16 protein-coding genes are annotated in these 15,486 nt (G+C 68.7%); 8 read left to right on the plus strand and 8 right to left on the minus strand.

Features of this window, described 5'->3' with window-relative positions:
• The first annotated feature begins 296 nt into the window (after positions 1-296).
• From nhaA to ACWEKR_RS34955, 3 genes are read left to right on the plus strand one after another with little or no spacing between them, the layout of a single operon-like run.
• The gene (nhaA, locus tag ACWEKR_RS34945) at positions 297-1,601 is read left to right on the plus strand and encodes a Na+/H+ antiporter NhaA (protein ID WP_452358153.1); all 1,305 of its coding nucleotides are present in this window, start codon (positions 297-299) and stop codon (positions 1,599-1,601) included.
• A gap of 33 nt (positions 1,602-1,634) precedes the next feature.
• Positions 1,635-2,141 (plus strand): phage holin family protein, encoded by a 507-nt coding sequence (locus tag ACWEKR_RS34950; RefSeq protein WP_452358154.1) that lies wholly within the window; start codon positions 1,635-1,637, stop codon positions 2,139-2,141.
• A gap of 45 nt (positions 2,142-2,186) precedes the next feature.
• Positions 2,187-3,122, plus strand: coding sequence for an alpha/beta fold hydrolase (locus ACWEKR_RS34955; RefSeq protein WP_195084874.1), 936 nt, complete (start codon positions 2,187-2,189; stop codon positions 3,120-3,122).
• A 72-nt stretch (positions 3,123-3,194) separates the two neighbouring features.
• Here ACWEKR_RS34955 and ACWEKR_RS34960 read toward each other — a convergent pair whose 3' ends face one another.
• The 4 genes from ACWEKR_RS34960 to nth all read right to left on the minus strand — a co-directional run bounded on the left by ACWEKR_RS34960 (position 3,195) and on the right by nth (position 6,529).
• Positions 3,195-4,388 (minus strand): MarP family serine protease, encoded by a 1,194-nt coding sequence (locus ACWEKR_RS34960; protein WP_452358155.1) that lies wholly within the window; start codon positions 4,386-4,388, stop codon positions 3,195-3,197.
• Positions 4,385-5,101: an NUDIX hydrolase gene (locus ACWEKR_RS34965; RefSeq protein WP_452358156.1), complete on the minus strand. Its 717-nt coding sequence runs from the start codon at positions 5,099-5,101 to the stop codon at positions 4,385-4,387. The genes ACWEKR_RS34960 and ACWEKR_RS34965 overlap by 4 nt, the downstream gene beginning before the upstream one ends.
• An 85-nt stretch (positions 5,102-5,186) precedes the next feature.
• The gene (locus tag ACWEKR_RS34970) at positions 5,187-5,831 is read right to left on the minus strand and encodes a TlpA family protein disulfide reductase (RefSeq protein WP_452358157.1); all 645 of its coding nucleotides are present in this window, start codon (positions 5,829-5,831) and stop codon (positions 5,187-5,189) included.
• The gene (nth, locus tag ACWEKR_RS34975; RefSeq protein WP_452358162.1) at positions 5,828-6,529 is read right to left on the minus strand and encodes an endonuclease III; all 702 of its coding nucleotides are present in this window, start codon (positions 6,527-6,529) and stop codon (positions 5,828-5,830) included. The genes ACWEKR_RS34970 and nth overlap by 4 nt, the downstream gene beginning before the upstream one ends.
• A gap of 223 nt (positions 6,530-6,752) precedes the next feature.
• On the opposite strand from nth, the gene ACWEKR_RS34980 reads away from it, so the two are divergent.
• Entirely contained in the window at positions 6,753-6,995 is a 243-nt protein-coding gene (locus tag ACWEKR_RS34980) for a hypothetical protein (protein ID WP_228829512.1), read from the plus strand.
• 133 nt (positions 6,996-7,128) lie between these two features.
• Positions 7,129-7,803, plus strand: a complete 675-nt coding sequence (locus ACWEKR_RS34985) for a Crp/Fnr family transcriptional regulator (RefSeq protein ID WP_039794544.1) — start codon at positions 7,129-7,131, stop codon at positions 7,801-7,803.
• Positions 7,804-7,865: 62 nt separating this feature from the next.
• Here the strand turns inward: ACWEKR_RS34985 and ACWEKR_RS34990 are convergent, their stop codons facing one another.
• The 3 genes from ACWEKR_RS34990 to ACWEKR_RS35000 are packed head-to-tail and all read right to left on the minus strand — an operon-like array spanning position 7,866 to position 9,331.
• Positions 7,866-8,657, minus strand: coding sequence for an MBL fold metallo-hydrolase (locus tag ACWEKR_RS34990; RefSeq protein WP_452358158.1), 792 nt, complete (start codon positions 8,655-8,657; stop codon positions 7,866-7,868).
• A 38-nt stretch (positions 8,658-8,695) separates the two neighbouring features.
• Complete coding sequence (locus ACWEKR_RS34995; protein ID WP_452358159.1) at positions 8,696-9,154, minus strand: RidA family protein; 459 nt, start codon at positions 9,152-9,154, stop codon at positions 8,696-8,698.
• 15 nt (positions 9,155-9,169) lie between these two features.
• On the minus strand, positions 9,170-9,331 hold the full coding sequence (locus ACWEKR_RS35000) for a DUF4177 domain-containing protein (protein WP_195085144.1): 162 nt from the start codon (positions 9,329-9,331) through the stop codon (positions 9,170-9,172).
• Between the two features lie 721 nt (positions 9,332-10,052).
• Between ACWEKR_RS35000 and ACWEKR_RS35005 the strand changes: the two genes are divergently transcribed.
• Together ACWEKR_RS35005 and ACWEKR_RS35010 are read left to right on the plus strand one after the other, a co-directional pair.
• Complete coding sequence (locus tag ACWEKR_RS35005) at positions 10,053-11,072, plus strand: ArsA family ATPase (protein WP_452358163.1); 1,020 nt, start codon at positions 10,053-10,055, stop codon at positions 11,070-11,072.
• The gene (locus ACWEKR_RS35010; protein WP_452358160.1) at positions 11,069-12,211 is read left to right on the plus strand and encodes an ArsA family ATPase; all 1,143 of its coding nucleotides are present in this window, start codon (positions 11,069-11,071) and stop codon (positions 12,209-12,211) included. The genes ACWEKR_RS35005 and ACWEKR_RS35010 overlap by 4 nt, the downstream gene beginning before the upstream one ends.
• A gap of 94 nt (positions 12,212-12,305) precedes the next feature.
• On the opposite strand, the gene ACWEKR_RS35015 is transcribed toward ACWEKR_RS35010, so the two are convergent.
• A complete protein-coding gene (locus ACWEKR_RS35015; RefSeq protein WP_014981178.1) occupies positions 12,306-12,629 on the minus strand; it encodes a WhiB family transcriptional regulator in 324 nt (107 codons plus the stop codon).
• 366 nt (positions 12,630-12,995) lie between these two features.
• Between ACWEKR_RS35015 and ACWEKR_RS35020 the strand changes: the two genes are divergently transcribed.
• Positions 12,996-15,365, plus strand: coding sequence for a penicillin-binding protein (locus ACWEKR_RS35020; RefSeq protein WP_452358161.1), 2,370 nt, complete (start codon positions 12,996-12,998; stop codon positions 15,363-15,365).
• Positions 15,366-15,486: the final 121 nt, after the last annotated feature.

Below are 15,486 nucleotides of genomic sequence, written 5' to 3' on the forward strand. Positions count from 1 at the left end.
CCCCAAAACCCGCAGCGGCAAAATCATGCGCCGCCTCCTCCGCGACATCGCCGAAAAACGCGAACTCGGCGACACCTCCACCCTCCTCGACCCGAGCGTCTTCGAGGCGATCCGGGCGGGCAAAGGCTGACCCTCAACGCCGGACGCGGCCGGCGACGGGCTCCGTCACCGGCCGCGTCCGTTAAAATTGCGTGAGGTGTGCCGGGAAGTCTGGTCGGCGTGCGGTTGTGCACCCGTCGACCAGTCTCCGGTGGGTGTGCCGCCGCGGTGCCCGCCCGCCGCCCGAAAGGTTTCCCGTGATCACGCAAGTGCGCTCGGAACTGTCCCGCTACCTCCGCACGGAAACGGTCGGCGGCGCGTTGCTTCTGATCGCGGCGGCGACCGCGTTGCTCTGGGTGAACTCGCCGTGGGGCGCGAGCTATCTGACGATGACCGAGACGGTCGTCGCGATCCCGCCGCTGCACCTTGAACTGACTCTGGCGGAATGGACCGCGGACGGTCTGCTCGCGGTGTTCTTCTTCGTCGCCGGGCTGGAACTCAAACGCGAGCTGGTGGTCGGCGAACTCGCCGATCGCAGGCGCGCCACGCTGCCGGTCATCGCGGCGATCGGTGGTGTGGTGACCCCCGCGCTGGTCGCGGCGGTCGTCGGCTTCGGCCTGCCCGGTATGGAGCGCGGCTGGGCCATCCCCGTCGCCACCGACATCGCGTTCGCGCTCGCCGTGCTCGCCATGACCGGTTCGCGCATCCCCACGGGCGCACGCGTCTTCCTGCTCAGTCTGGCCGTGGTCGACGACCTCATGGCGATCGTCCTGATCGCGGTGTTGTTCACCGCGGCGGTGTCGCTGCTGTGGTTGCTCGTGGCCGCGGCGTGCTTCGCCGGGTGGGCGCTGGGACAACGGGCGCGCATCGGCACGCCGTTGCTGTACGTCCCGCTGGCGCTGCTGTCCTGGTACGCGCTGCACGAGGCAGGCATCCATCCCACCCTGGCCGGCGTCGCGCTCGGCCTGCTCACCCGGGTGCGTCCGGATCCCGGTGAGCGGGCGGCCCCTGCCACCCGGCTCGAGCACCTCTTCCAGCCGGTCTCCGCCGGCTTGTGCGTTCCGCTGTTCGCCCTGTTCGCCTCCGGAGTTCCGCTGAACACCAGAGTCTTCGGTGAGCTGGCCACCGACCGGCTCGCGCTCGCCGTGATTCTCGGCCTCCTGGTCGGCAAACCTCTCGGCATTTTCGGGATGAGCTGGGTGGCAATCCGGTTGGGCGTGGCGACGCGTCCCGCCGAACTCGGCTGGCGGGACATGTTCGCCCTGTCGGTGCTCGGCGCGATCGGCTTCACGGTTAGCCTTCTCGTGGCGGAACTCGCGCTCGCCGATGTCGCGGACGGGTCGGCCGTCGAGTTGGCGAAGGCCGCCGTGTTGGTCACATCAATGGCGGCGTCGCTCGCCGGTTCGGCGCTACTGTTGCGGCGTGGGCGTGTCCACCAGGCTCGGCGGGACGCCCGTGCGCTAGAACGTGAACAACATGGCGGCGCGAGCGATCCGCCCGGAGGCGGTAGCCTGCGTGACCACGGAGGGCACCGGGAGCGCCGCCGATCGAACGGGAGTTGAAGCAGTGCCGGGACAGGGAGAAGGGTCGACCAAGTGAGTTTCAACCACGGCGGTAACGGGAGCGACGCGGAGCGCGGTCGTACGGTCACCTCCATTCCCCTCACGGACGCCGATCCGCTCGGCTCGGCGAGCTTCGGAACCCTGGTCCGCGATGCCGCCGAGCAGATGTCCACCCTGGTCCGCGCCGAGGTCGAACTGGCCAAGGCCGAGGTCACCGGGGAGATCAAGAAGGGCCTGCAGGGCAGCGTCTACTTCATCCTCGCGCTCACCGTGCTGCTGTTCAGCACCTTCTTCTTTTTCTTCTTCCTCGGCGAACTGCTCGACGTGTGGCTGACCCGCTGGGCCGCCTTCCTGATCGTCTTCCTGCTGATGGTCGTAGCCACCGCGGCGCTGGCGTTCCTCGGCTACCGGCGAGTGAAGAAACTGCGCGCTCCGGAGAAGACGATCGACTCGCTCAAGCAGGCGCGCACGGTGCTGCCGCACGGCTTGGGCCCGGCCGCGCACGAGGACCGTCCCGCGCTGCAGAAGCCGGCTTCCTAGGCGCGCCTGCACGAGCCGGTACGGCGGCTACTAGGCTCGATCGGCGTGTCGGCGAACTTGCTTCCGGATCCGTCCAGCGTCCGTTACGACGGACCGTGGACACATCGGGACGTGCACGCCAACGGCATTCGATTCCACGTCGTGGACGCGGCGCCGGAGCGGTCCGATGCGCCGCTGGTCGTGCTGTTGCACGGCTTCGCGGACTTCTGGTGGTCCTGGCGGCACCAGTTGACCGGTCTGGCCGAACTCGGCTACCGCGCCGTGGCCGTCGACCTGCGCGGCTACGGCGACAGCGACAAGCCGCCGCGCGGTTACGACGGCTGGACGCTCGCCGGTGACGTCGCCGGGCTCATCCGGGCGCTCGGCTACACCGAGGCGACGCTGGCAGGGCACGCCGAAGGTGGACTGGTCTGCTGGACCACCGCGGTGCTGCATCCACGCCTGGTTCGCTCGATCGCCCTGGTCGGCTCGCCGCATCCGTCGGCGCTGAAGAGTTCCGTGCTGCGCAACCGCCGCCAACGCGCGGCCTGGCTGCCGAACTTCCTCCGCTACCAGCCCCCCTGGTACGGCGAGCACTTGCTGACCACCGCCGACGGCTTCGAGGTCGAACGGCTGCTGCGCCGGCGGGTGAGCGCGGGATGGGCAGGAACCGCCGAATTCGTCGACACCGCACAGCGGATGCGTTCGGCGATCCGGATTCCCGGCGCCGCGCATTGTGCGCTGGAGTACCAGCGCTGGGCCTTCCGCAGTCAGTGGCGTCCGGACGGTCGCCGGTTCATGGCGACCATGCGCGAACCCGTCCACATCCCGGTCCTGGCCATGCGCGGCGAACTGGACCCCTATGTGCTGCCGGGGACCTTCCGCCGCGACCCGCATCTGTCGCCGGAACGGCGGCTCGCCGGCATCCCGGCGGCCGGGCACTTCGCACACCAAGAGAACCCGGACGCCGTGACGAAGGAACTGTCCAAGCTGCTCGCCTGAGCGGCCGGGAGTGCCCCGGCCACGCAGTTGCGTGGCCGGGGATCGCGCCGCTCACCACAAGCACGCGCCGGATCAGCTGAGTACGCACGCTCCGGTCGCCACCGGAGCGTCGGAACGCTGCGAAGCGGCGAGTTCGGAACGGACTTCGCTGAGCGTGAGGACATAACCGGTGTCGTTGTCGGTCACCGCCGCACCGAAGACCACTCCGAGGACCTGCCCCTCGGTATCCACCAGCGGCCCACCGGAATTGCCTGCTTGGACGAGCCCACGCACCGTGTACACCTCACGCTTCACCGTGCCGTCACGATAGATGTTCGGGCCGGTCAGATCCAAGGTCTCGCGTATGCGAGCCGCGCTCGCGGTGTACCGGCCGCCTCCCGGGTAGCCGAGCACGATGGCGCTGTCGCCGGTACGGGCAGGCGCGGGCGCCTGGGGAACGACCGGAGCGGTGAGTCCGGGCACCGCGAGCACCGCGACATCCGTGAACGGGTCGAAGAGCACCACCGAGGCAGGCAGCGAACCGCTGGCCGTGTCCACATCGACGCTCGTTGTGCCCGCGACGACGTGGGCGTTGGTCATCACGCGCTCGGGCGCGATCACGAAACCCGAGCCCTCCAGCGCACGCTGGCAACTCGGGGCGACACCGCGGATGCGCAGCACACTCTGTTGCAACGAGGCGGCGACCGGGCTGGCCAGCACGCTCGCATCCGGCGGCTCCACGGCCGCGATCGGCGCCCGGCCGAACGGGCCGATCACGTCCGGCAGGCCGGAGGTGTTGAGCAGCTTGGAGAACTCGTTGGGTAGCTTGCGCAGCCAGTTCGGCGCGACGTCATTGACGTCGGCGAGCACCCGCGAGCCGTTGATCGCGGTCGCGATGGCCGGCTGCGACGAGGTGGCCAGCGGCAGCGCCAGCAGCCACGCGGTGACCAGCACAGCAACCGCCTGCAGCACCGCGCCCACCGCACTGTCCACACTGCGCGTGAACGGATGACGCATGCCGCTGCGCGCGGCGCGCCCCAGCACCATGCCCGCCACTTCGCCGACGATCACCAGCATCACGATGAGTAGCACGCCGGTGAGCACCCGGGTTCGGCCCTCGTCGACGTGCACCAAGATGTGCGGCGCGATCAGGATGCCCGCGACCGCGCCGAGCACGACGCCGAGGAAGGCCAGCGCGGAGGCCACCGCGCCCTGCCGCCACCCGGAGGAGGCGGCCAGCAGCGCCAGCAGCACGACGGCGATGTCGAGCCAGGCCGACGAGCTCATAACGTCATCCCCACGGCGGCGAGTGCGGTCTCCAGGTCACGGACGTCCTCGTGATCCCACTCGTGATCCCAGCCGGAGGCCTTGCTGATCCCGGCGAGGATGCCTGCGGTGAGGCCCCAGACCAGCATCCCGTCCACCTGGAATGCCGGGCTCTGATACCCGAGGTGGCTGCGGACCACGAAGCGGTTGGCCGGATCCAGCAGTTGCGCGAGCGGGACGCGCACGACCCGCTCGGTCTCGCTCTCGTCGACCACCCGCACCGCGCCGGGCGTGCGCCAGTACGCGAGAACCGGCGTCACGTCGAAGCGGGACACCGGCACGAACATTTGTGGCAGCACCGCGAACGGTTCCACGCCGGACCGATCGAGGGCGGTCTCTTCGCACGCCTCCCGCAGCGCGGTATCGATCGGACCGGCGTCGCCCGGATCCATCGCACCGCCGGGGAAAGCCACTTGGCCACGATGCTGGCGCATGGTGGAGGCGCGCTGGGTCAGCAGCACCTCCGCATCGGCAGGCAGTCCGCCGGGCGCAGCCGGATCCGGCTGGGGTGAGCCGCCGAACAGCACGAGCACCGCCGCTTGCCGCGGCGTCGAGGTCACGGTCATGACGCGACGCAGCGCACGCGCTCTGGTCAGGGTGTCGGCGCTGTCGGTGGCCGGTTCGGCCGAGCGAGTCAGCCAACCCGGGATGTCGGGCGGCATCTCGATGGTCATCGCGCACCTCCCCCGCGCATCCGCCCACCGACCCGCGTGCACGCCCGCACCGTCACCTCCACCATCGAATCATCCACCCGCATTGTCACGCGGCTACTCCGAGCTTGCCCGCGACCGTATCCGCGATGTCATCCACCCCGTCGAATGCCCGCACGACGACATCGGCGATCGAACCGTCGGCACGCACCAGCACCGAGATCGGCAGCACCGCCGGGGCCCCGACCGCCGTGCGCACTCGCGCGTCGGCGTCGAGCACGCCGGGCAACCGCACATCCAGTCCACGCAGCCGGGACAGTGCTTTGGCTTCATCAGGGTCGCTGTGCACGGTCAGCACGGTAATCGCGTTGCCCGCGCGTTGGGCGTATTGCTGTAAATACGGCAACTCCTGGGCGCACGGTGCGCACCAGTAGGCCCACAAGTTCACCAGGGCGGGCTTGCCCACCAGCGCGGCGGCCAGATCCAGCGACCGGCCGTTCGCCATGCATTCCACGGTTATCCCGGCCAGCGGGCCGTTCCCGTTCTCGGCGCCGGTCGGGCAATCCGGCAAACGCGCGGCAGCGCGCAAGTCATCGGAAACCCCGGAGGAGACGGGAGAAGAGTGCGGCGGCTGCGGCTCGTCCTCCCCGCGCGGCCACACCGCGACCGCCAGCGCCACCACCACGATCAGACCGGCAAGCGCCCATCGCCACGCATTTCCCGCACTCCTTCGGCCCGAGGGCTCCGAACTCACCGGCCCACCAGCTCGAGCAGGTGCTCCCGCTCCGGCCCCTTCACCAGCTTGGCCGCCGTCTCCGGATCGGTGGGCCCGATCCCGAACGACGGGCAGTCTTTGGCCAGGATGCACGCGCCGCACGCGGGCTTGCGGGAATGGCAGACGCGCCGTCCGTGGAAGATCACCCGGTGCGAGAGCATCGTCCATTCCTTGCGCTCGACCAGCGCGCCGACGAAGTGCTCGACCTTGACCGGATCTTCCTCGTCGGTCCAGCCCCAGCGACGGACCAGCCGGCCGAAATGAGTGTCGACCGTGATGCCGGGCACGCCGAACGCGTTGCCGAGGATGACGTTGGCGGTCTTGCGCCCGATGCCGGGCAGTTGCACGAGTTCGGTCAGGGTGTGAGGCAACTCACCGTCGTGACGTTCCAGCAACGCTTGGCCGAGCCCGATCAGCGAGGACGCTTTGTTCCGGAAGAAGCCGGTCGGCCGGATGTATTCCTCCAGCTCCGCGCGGTTTGCCTCGGCATAGGCGCGGGCGTCCGGATACCGGGCGAACAGGGCAGGCGTGGTGAGATTCACCCGCTCGTCGGTGCACTGCGCCGAAAGTATTGTGGCCACCGCCAATTCGAGCGGTGTGGTGAAATCCAGCTCACAGTGCGCATCGGGGAAAGCGGTCGCCAGCTCGCGGTTCATCCGGCGCGCACGGCGGACCAGCCCGAGCCGGGTTTCCGCCTGTCGCGCCCTGGTTTTCCGTTGCGGAGCCGCGGCGGCGGCCTGCGGCGTTTCGGAGGGCTCGGAGCCAGGCGGAAGCCCGTTCCCGGAGGCGGTGGAGGGGGAGACGCGCACGCGTCCACCATACGGAACCGGCAGACAACGTTGCCCTTCCAGTTCAGTTGCCGTGTTCCATCTGAGACCTCGACGGTGTTTACTGCTCGTCATGCAAGGACTCGCTGTGGTGCTCTTCCCAGTGGTGCTGATGCTGTTCGCACTGGGTATGGAGCGGGTCGAGAATCGGCTCCGCAAGCTTCTCGAACCCGACGAAGAGGTTCAGCAGTACCTGGACAAGGCAAGTAACGCCGAGGTGAAAGAGCTGACGAAGCTCGGTCTGCCCGCTGCCGTGGCCCGGATGCGCAGGCGCCGCTCGCGCGGCGAGGAGATGGACGTGGCCCGCGCGAGCTGACCCGGCGCGAGCGCCGCGCAATCCACCCGTTACGTGGTGTCCGTCACTACGCTGTAGTGACGCCGCGTAGACTGCGCTGTTGGCCGAGTCGCTTCGGTCCGGTACAGAGCCATTTCCCATAAGGAGCACATTCGTGGACGAGGCCCTCGCCAGAGCAGGCATCTTCCAGGGCGTCGAGCCCACTGCGGTGGCCGCCCTCGCCAAACAACTTCAGCCGGTGGATTTCCCGCGCGGTCACGTCATCTTCAACGAGGGCGAGCCGGGCGACCGGCTGTACATCATCACGTCCGGCAAGGTGAAGATCGGACGCCGCTCGCCCGACGGCCGAGAGAATCTGCTGACCATCATGGGCCCGTCCGACATGTTCGGCGAGCTGTCGATCTTCGACCCGGGCCCGCGCACCTCCACCGCCACCACGGTGACCGAGGTGCGTGCGGTGACGATGGACCGCGACGCCCTCAAGACCTGGATCGACCAGCGGCCCGAGATCGCCGAGCAGTTGCTGCGCGTTCTCGCCCGCCGCCTGCGCCGGACCAACAACAACCTGGCCGACCTGATCTTCACCGACGTCCCCGGCCGGGTCGCCAAAGCGCTGCTGCAGCTCGCTCAGCGCTTCGGCACCCAGGAGGCGGGCGCGCTGCGGGTGACCCACGACCTGACCCAGGAGGAGATCGCCCAGCTGGTCGGTGCCTCCCGCGAGACCGTGAACAAGGCGCTCGCCGACTTCGCGCATCGCGGCTGGCTGCGGCTGGAGGGCAAGAGCGTGCTCATCTCCGACTCCGAGCGTCTGGCCCGCCGCGCCCGATAACGTCTCCGACGGCACAACGCCGGGTTCAGCGCTCCACTGAACCCGGCGTTCCGTCGCTCCGGCTAACCGTGCACGCGCAGATAGTCCAGCTGCGCCTGCACCGAACTGCGCGCCGCGGGCCACAGCCGCTTGTCCACATCGGCATAGACGCGGCGCACGACCGACATCGCGCCCGCGTCCGAACCGAGCGCCCGCAGCGCTTCGCGCACCTGGTCGAGGCGCTCGTGCCGATGCTCGATGTAGTAACGGGCGACCGGCTCCAGATCCGGGTGGTCCGGGCCGTGGGCGGGCAGCAACGCCTTGCCCTTGCCGACCTCGACCAGCCGGTCCAGCGAGGAGAGGTAGTCGGCCAGCGTGCCGTCGCTGGAATCCAGCACGGTGGTGCCCGCGCCGAGGATGGTGTCGCCGGTCAGCACCGCGTCATCGAGGAGGAAACTCAGCGAGTCACCGGTGTGCCCCGGCGTGTGCAGCACGGTGATCCGCAGGCCGGCCGCCTCGATCACCTCGCCGTCGACCAGAGGGGCGTCCGCACCGCGCAGGAAACCGGCCTCTTTGGCGCGCACCGGCGTCCCGGTCTGCTCGACCAGCCGATCGATGCCGCCGGTGTGATCGTGATGCCGGTGGGTGATCAAGGTGAGCGCGATCCGGCCGCCGGTGGCCTCGGCGATCGCGGCCGCATGCGCCTTGTCCTTCGGCCCCGGGTCCACCACCACACAGTCCGCTGCTCCCGGCGCGCGCAGGATCCAAGTGTTGGTTCCTTCCAAGGTCATTTGTCCCGGATTGTCGGCGAGCAGCACCGCCGCCGTCTCGGTGACCTGCCGGAGCTGCCCGTAGGCGGGGTGTGTCAACGTCATCGCAAACCTCGGATAGAAACGGAGCCGACAGTTCCGGTCTAGCGCACCTCGGCGATCAATTCGACTTCGACCGGAGTATTACGGGGAAGTTCGGAAACGCCGACCGCCGAGCGCGCGTGCTTGCCCGCGTCACCGAAGACCCGGCCGAGGAACTCCGACGCACCGTTGATCACCACCGGTTGATCGCCGAATCCCGGTGCCGAGGCGACGAACCCGACCACCTTCACGATCCGCACCACCGCGTCGAGCCCGACCAGATCGTGCACCGCGGCCAGCGCGTTCAGCGCACACAGCCGGGCAGCCTCCTTCGCCTCCTCGATGGAGACCTCCGCGCCGACCTTGCCGACCGCGGACAACCCGCCGTCCACGAACGGCAGCTGACCGGAGGTGTAGACGAGCGACCCGGTGCGGATCGCGGGAACGTAGGCCGCGACCGGGGGCACGACCGGGGGCAGGGTGATTCCGAGCTCGGCGAGGTTCTTCTCCCACTGGGTCACTGCGTTCGCCCCCTTCTACTTGCGCCGCTTGAGGTAGGCGACGTGCTGCTCGCCGGTCGGACCGGGCAGCACGGTGACCAGCTCCCAGCCGTCGGCTCCCCACTGGTCGAGAATCTGCTTCGTCGCATGCGTCAGCAGCGGCACGGTGGCGTACTCCCACACGGTCGTATCACTCATCTCACTCATGTGCGAGAGCGTAGCTCTGTCTGATTGCCGTGACTGCGTCGCGGCGCGTTCGCGGCTGTGTTGGTTTTTCCAGCGCCTGCGGCGCTGAGTGTTCGCGGCCCCTGTGTGGCTCGCGTGTGCGCGACCGCCGCTTGCGACTTCGTCACGGACGCGGCGGCCGCGCACACGCGAGCCGGGCCGCGAACGGAACAGGCTCGGTCTCGCTTCGCTCGAAACCAGGAGCTGGGGTGCGCTGAGCGCGTCAGCCGAGGCACCGCTGTTACAAAGCACGGCGCGCAGAGAACTCGCGACCTCCGAACGGAATCGGCCAACGCGAGCCGGACCGCAAACCGCACGAGGTCGGTCTCGCTTCACTCGCACCCGGGGATCTGGTGCACTGGGCGCGTCGCACCGGTCGATGGCACCAGGCGTTCTGCCGTATGGGGCGGGGCCTCCTGCGGTTGCCATTGCCCACCTTGTGCCGCGTGGCCGAACCGATCGACCGGATAGCCGAGCTGGGTCGGCGTCGAGGCGGCAAGGTCGGGCACGACGGCTGGACTCGGTTTGCGGACCTCCGAACCAGGGGGTCAGGTGCGCTGTACGCATGGGGGCAGCCGCATCGGGCGGGGTGGGCCGAGGTTTCGCGCGATGGGGCGCGCACCCGTCTGGTACGGCCGGTGCCCCGGGTTAGCGGACCAGTTATAGGCTCGCGAGCGTGGGAGTACCAACAGCAGTGCCGCTTTCGGCGGAGCCGGGAGCGGACGCAAGGTGGCCGAAGCGCGCTGAACAGGCCCGCTTGCACTATGTCTCCGGCAAGGGAGGCACGGGCAAGTCGACGGTCGCCGCGGCGCTGGCGCTCGCGCTCGCCGCGGGCGGGCGGCGGGTGCTGCTGGTCGAGGTGGAGAGCAGACAGTCGATCGCGCAGTTGTTCGACCTGCCGCCGCTGCCGCCGACCGAGACACGGATCGCCACGGCCGACGGCGGCGGCGAAGTGGTCGCGCTGGCGCTGGACATCGAGCACGCCTTCCTCGAATACCTCGACATGTTCTACAACCTCGGCTTCGCCGGCCGCGCGATGCGCAGGATGGGCGCTATCGAGTTCGTCACCACGATCGCGCCCGGTCTGCGCGATGTCATCTTGACCGGCAAGATCAAGGAATGCGCGGTTCGCGTGGACAAGTCCGGCAAGCGGGTCTACGACGAGATCGTGGTCGACGCACCGCCCACCGGGCGGATCGCAGGCTTCCTCGACGTCACCAAGGCCATGGCGGAGGTGGCCAAGGGCGGTCCGATCGCCTCGCAGGCCGAGGGCGTCTCCCAGCTGCTGCACTCCGACCAGACCATGATTCATCTGGTCACGCTGCTGGAGGCGCTGCCGGTGCAGGAAACCGCCGACGCCGTCGCCGAGCTCACCGCCGCGGACCTGCGCATCGGCACCGTCATCGTGAACCGGGCGACCGAAGGACAGCTCCCGCCCGAACTGCGCGCCCGAGCCGCCACCGGTGATCTGGACGCCGACGCGATCCGCGCGGGTCTGGACTCCGCCGGGATCGCTCTCGCCGACAGCGACTTCCAGGGCCTGCTCACCGAGGCGGTCGAGCACTCGGCCACGCTGCAAGCACAGGACGACAGCGCCGAGGAATTGGCCAAGGTCGATATCTCCCGGCTCTACCTGCCCGCCCTCCCCGACGGAATGGATCTGGGTGGACTCTACGAGCTAGCCGAACACCTCACCGCCCAGGGAGTCCGATGAGCACGCCGACCCACCCCGCCACGGCTGCCCCGCTGGATATATCGCGGATCATCGCCGACCCGTCCGCCCGCGTGGTGGTCTGCTGCGGCTCCGGTGGCGTCGGCAAGACGACCACCGCCGCCGCCCTCGCGCTGCGCGCCGCCGAGCAGGGCCGCAAGGTCGTGGTGCTGACCATCGACCCCGCGCGCAGGCTGGCTCAGTCACTGGGCGTCGCCGACCTCGGCAACAATCCGCAGCGGGTGGCGCTGGGTCCGGAGGCCAAGGGCGAGCTGTACGCGATGATGCTCAATATGCGTCGCACGTTCGACGACATGGTGCTCGAGCACACCAGCGCGGAGAAAGCGCAGCAGATCTTCGCCAACCCCTTCTATCAGACGGTCGCCTCCTCCTTCGGCGGAACGCAGGAGTACATGGCGATGGAGAAGCTCGGCCAACTGGCCCACCGAGGCGAGTGGGACCTGATCGTGGTCGACACCCCGCCTTCGCGCAACGCGCTGGACTTCCTCGATGCGCCCAAGCGGCTGGGCAACTTCCTCAACGGCCGCATGATCCGGGTGATCATGGCGCCCGGCCGCGGCGTGACCCGGTTGGTGACCGGCGCGATGAGCCTGGCAGTGCGCGGGGTGTCCACGGTCGTCGGGGGGCAGATGCTCAAGGACGCGTCGAATTTCCTGCAATCCTTGGAGTCGCTGTTCGGCGGCTTCCAGGAGCGCGCCGAGCGAACCTTCGCGATGTTGTCCAAGCCGGGCACGCACTTCCTGGTGGTGGCGGCGCCGGAACCGGACGCGCTGCGGGAAGCCTCGTTCTTCGTCGACCGCCTCTCCACCGAGCGCATGCCGCTGGCGGGGCTGGTGCTCAACCGCACCCATCCGGTGCTGAGCTCGCTGTCGGCCGATCACGCGCTCACCGCCGCCGACCAAGTGGCCGACTCCGATCCGCTGACCGCGGCGGTGTTGCGGGTGCACGCCCGCCGAGTCGCCACCGACAAACGGGAACAGCATCTGCTGCATCGGTTCACGGGCGCGCATCCGCGCGTGCCGATCGTCTCGGTCACCGCGCTTCCGTTCGAGGTGTCCGACCTCGACGCGCTGCGTGTCGTCGGCGATCAGCTGGCGGGAACGGCGCGCGCCACCGCCTGATACTTAGGCGTATCCGCTATCGCTCCGAACGGAAATATCGGTCCTGAAACGAAACTGAGCCCGCTTGCGCGGGCTCCGTTTCGATTTCGCGGGACTACATGGCCACTTGATGCTGACGCTGGGCCTGGAAGAAATCGGCCCACGAGGTCACTTCCGGATGCTGCTTCAACAAGGCACGGCGCTGCCGTTCCGTCATACCGCCCCACACACCGAACTCCACCCGGTTGTCCAGCGCGTCGGCACCGCACTGCATGAGCACGGGACAGTGCCTGCAGATCGTCGCCGCTTTGCGCTGGGCCGCGCCGCGCACGAACAACTGATCGGGGTCCACTTCCTTGCATCGGGCCTGGGCTACCCAGGCGATCCTTGCTTCGGCCTGCTCCACGTCCAATCGAGCGATGGGGGTTGTCATGTGCATTTGGTGTGCCCCTTTGCAGTCCGAACACCGGTCAACGGCGCTCCAGAATCGCGTTGTCACCGCGCAGCACCCAAACCCCGCTGCGAAGTGCACCACATTCCACTTTGAGTGTTAGCTCTATCACACTGGGTTCTCAATCTAGGTAAAGGTATGGCGCTTGCGCAAGACCACCTCGAGATTTTTTGGTACGTCCGTCCCTGCAAAGCCGGGCGCGCACTGGACGGGCAGGCAGATTGCGTGCGCGCCCTCCGGCGACACGCCGGTCCTGATCGCGCGACACGCCCATTCCGGTTCGCGAACAACCAGTTCCGGGCTACGGACAAATGCCGCCAAGAAGGCTGGAATGGCAACCCGTAGTCTTGATTCGTGCCGATCACACATACGCTCGCGCGGCTGGCCGGCAGCTGCGTGCTGGCCTCCGTGCTCGTCGCCGGGTTGTTGTTCCCGCTCGCCGGCGGCTTCGGGTTCGTCTCCAACCGCGCCGCCGACGCCGTCGACAACGTCTCCGCGGAGCTGGTCGAGGGAACGGTGCCCGCGGTCTCGACCATGGTCGACGCGGCGGGCAATCCGATCGCCTGGCTCTACGAGCAGCGCCGATTCGAGGTGCCCAGCGACCGGATATCCAACGACATGAAACTGGCGATCGTGTCCATCGAGGACCGTCGCTTCGCCGAACACGAAGGCGTCGACTGGCAGGGCACGCTACGCGCGTTCCTGACCAACAGCGCCAGCGGCGAGGTCCAGCAGGGCGCGTCGACGCTGGATCAGCAATATGTGAAGAACTTTCAACTGCTGGTGGTCGCCAAGACCGACGCCGAGCGCCGAGCCGCCATCGAGACCACTCCCGCCCGCAAGATCCGGGAGATCCGGATGGCGCTGACGCTGGACCGGGAACTCACCAAGGACGAGATCCTCACCCGATACCTCAACCTCGTCCCGTTCGGTAACTCCTCCTACGGCATCCAGGACGCCGCGAAGACCTATTTCGGCGTCGACGCGGCCGAGCTGAACGTCTCGCAGGCCGCGATGCTCGCGGGCATGGTGCAGAGCTCGTCCAAGCTGAACCCCTACACCAACCCGGACGGCGTGCTGGCCAGGCGCAACACGGTGCTGGACACGATGATCCAGAACATCCCCAGCCGCGCCGAGGAGTTCCGCGAGGCGAAGACCAAGCCGCTGGGCGTGCTGCCGGAGCCCAAGGGCCTGCCGCGCGGCTGCATCGCCGCCAACGACCGCGGCTTCTTCTGCGACTACGCGCTGCAGTACCTGGCCAACGCGGGCATCAGCCGCGAACAGATCGAAAAGGGCGGCTACCTGATCCGGACCACCCTCGATCCGGCCGTGCAGGACTCGGTGAAACGCGCGGTGACCGAGGCGGCGAACCCGAACCTGGACAACATCGCGGAGGTCATGTCCGTCGTCGCGCCGGGGCAGGACACGCATCCGGTGCTCGCGATGGCCAGCAGCCGCACCTACGGCCTGAACCGGGACGCGAGCGAGACGGTGCAGCCGCAGCCGTACTCCATGGTCGGCGACGGCGCCGGCTCCATCTTCAAGGTCTTCACCACGGCCGCGGCCATGGAGAAAGGCCTCGGTATCAACGCCCAGCTCGACGTGCCCGGACGCTTCGAGGCCAAGGGCATGGGTAACGGCGGCGCCCGCGGGTGCCCGGCCGCCACCTACTGCGTCGAGAACGCGGGCCGGTACAAATCACCCATGTCGGTGACGGAGGCGCTGGCCACCTCTCCGAACACCGCGTTCGTGAAGCTGATCCAGGCGGTCGGGGTCACCCCGACGGTCGACATGGCGGTGCGGCTCGGCATGCGCTCGTTCACCGAAGCGGGCACCTCGGGCCACGGCAACCAGAGCCTGGCCGACATGATCAAGGGGCAGAACCTCGGCTCGTTCACGCTGGGACCGGTGGCGATCAACCCGTTGGAGCTGTCCAACGTCGCGGCGACGCTGGCTTCGGGCGGCCGGTGGTGCCCGCCGAACCCGATCAAAGAGGTCATCGACCGCCAGGGCAAGCAGGTCCCGCTGACCCAGCAGGCTTGCGAGCAGGTCGTCGAGCCGGGCCTGGCCAACACCTTGGCCAACGCGATGAGCAAGGACGACACGGCGGGCACGGCGGCGGGCGCGGCCCAGTCGGCGGGCTGGAACCTCCCGATGTCGGGCAAGACCGGCACCACCGAGAGTCACCGCTCCTCGGCCTTCCTCGGCTTCACCAATGCGCTGGCCGCCGCGGTCTACGTCTACGGCGACAGCCCGACGCCCGGCGAGATCTGCTCGTTCCCGCTCCGCAACTGCGGCGACGGCAACCTGTTCGGTGGTAACGAGCCCGCGCGGACCTGGTTCAACGCGATCAAACCTGTGGTACCGCTGTTCCCGCCGCCGGGCCTGCCCCCGCTGGACGACAAGTATGTGCGCGGCGCGAACAACGCCCAGGTACCCGACGTGGTCGGCATGCCCCAGGGCGAGGCGACCGCCAAGCTGGTAGCGGCGGGCTTCCAGGTGTCGCCGGTCACGGGCGCGGGCGATCGCCCCAAAGGCACCGTGATGGGCACAGCGCCGAACGGGTCGGCCATCCCCGGCTCAGTGATCACGCTGTACATCAGCGACGGCACCGTCCGGGCTGCGCCGCCGCCCGGCCCGGCCGCGCCACCGCCGGGCATCCCGGGACTGCCGCCACCGCCGCTGCTGCCACCTATCCCTATCCCGATCCCGATCCCGCGCTGACAACGAAAAGGGGCCGCGAACCGTACTGGCGGATTCTCGGGGTCCTCGCAACACCTGATGGCTATGTGGTCGTCAGTAGATCACGCAGACGCTCGGCTGGGGTTGCCCAGCCGAGCGTTTT

It is taken from the genome of Nocardia sp. NPDC004573 (assembly GCF_053602135.1).